The sequence below is a fragment of the Saccharopolyspora sp. NPDC002686 genome (assembly GCF_040295745.1).
Lineage (GTDB): Bacteria > Actinomycetota > Actinomycetes > Mycobacteriales > Pseudonocardiaceae > Saccharopolyspora > Saccharopolyspora oryzae.
Genome location: NZ_JBEOVY010000674.1, coordinates 1 through 1,194 on the forward strand (window position 1 = coordinate 1; position 1,194 = coordinate 1,194).

Sequence of the window (1,194 nt, forward strand, 5' to 3'; positions counted from 1 at the left end):
GGCGCGGTCGGCGCCGCCGAAGGCGCGGTCGGCAGCGCAGCGGAGCAGCTGATCACCGAGGGCAAGATCGACTGGGGCGACGTCGGCAAGGGCGCGCTGTCCGGCGGCGTGACCGGCGCCGGGATGGGCGCGGGCGGCGAAGCCCTCGGCCGGGGCGGCGACGTCGACGTCCCCGACACCAGCGGCGGCGGTTCCGGCGGAAACGGCGGCGGCGAAGGCGGCGGGTCCGGGTCCGGCGGCGGAGACGGTGGTGGCTCCGGGTCCGGTGGCGGCACTAGCTCCGGCGAGGGCAGCGGTGGTTCCGGCGGCGACGGTGGCCCCAACAGCACGAGCACGTCCGGCACGCATTCCAGCGAGGGCGGCACCGGCTCGGACGGCGGCCCGACCGGTCGCTCCAGCGCTGTGTCCGGCGACGGCGGCCCCGGTGGTTCAGGCTCCGACGGCGGCCCGACCGTCACGTCATCCGGTGGTTCCGGTTCGCACGGCGACGGATCCCCGGGCGGTGGCGGCGATTCCGGTTCGTCGCACAGCAGCTCGTCCGGCGGCGGAGGCGATTCCGCCACCCCGTCGAGCAGTTCCGGTTCCTCGCACAGCGGTGGCGACGGATCCCCCGGCGGCGGAGGCGATTCCAGCTCCTCGCACGGCGGCTCTTCGTCCCGACCGGACACGATGTCGACGAGCTCGCCGGATTCCCACAGCACACCAGGAGGTTCCGGACAGTCCCATGTGGACTCCGGCAGCACCTCCCACGGATCCGGCGACAGTGGCGCAACGCCCCGCAGCCAGTCCCCGGACGCCGGCGGCGTGAGCCACACGTCCAGCGGCGACACCCCGAGCAGCAGCCACTCGAGCGGCGGAACCTCCCACAGCGCAGCGGGCGACTCCTCGCCCAACAGCGGAGGTTCAGCCACGCCAGCCGGCGGATCCACGCACGGCGGCGCGGACGGCGGAACCCCGCAGGGCGGCGGCGGTGGAACCGGCGGCATCCCGCACGGCGGCGGTGGCGGCGGTGCTGGCGGCGGCATCCCGCAGGGAGGCGGCGGAGGAACCGGTTCACACCCGGATGCCGAACGTTCCCCGAGCACTCCGGCCAGCACCACTTCGTCCAATGTGGATGCTCCGGCGAGCGGTGCGCCCACCATGGCCGGACCGATGCCAGCGGCCGGCGGCGCGCCGCGCGGCGACCAGTCCAGC

Annotated in this window: 1 pseudogene; it reads right to left on the bottom strand. The window is 75.5% G+C overall.

Going from position 1 to position 1,194, the window contains the following annotated elements:
* Positions 1 to 911 (bottom strand): annotated as a pseudogene (locus ABTZ89_RS38815) (hypothetical protein); the annotation flags it as partial.
* Positions 912 to 1,194 lie beyond the last annotated feature (283 nt).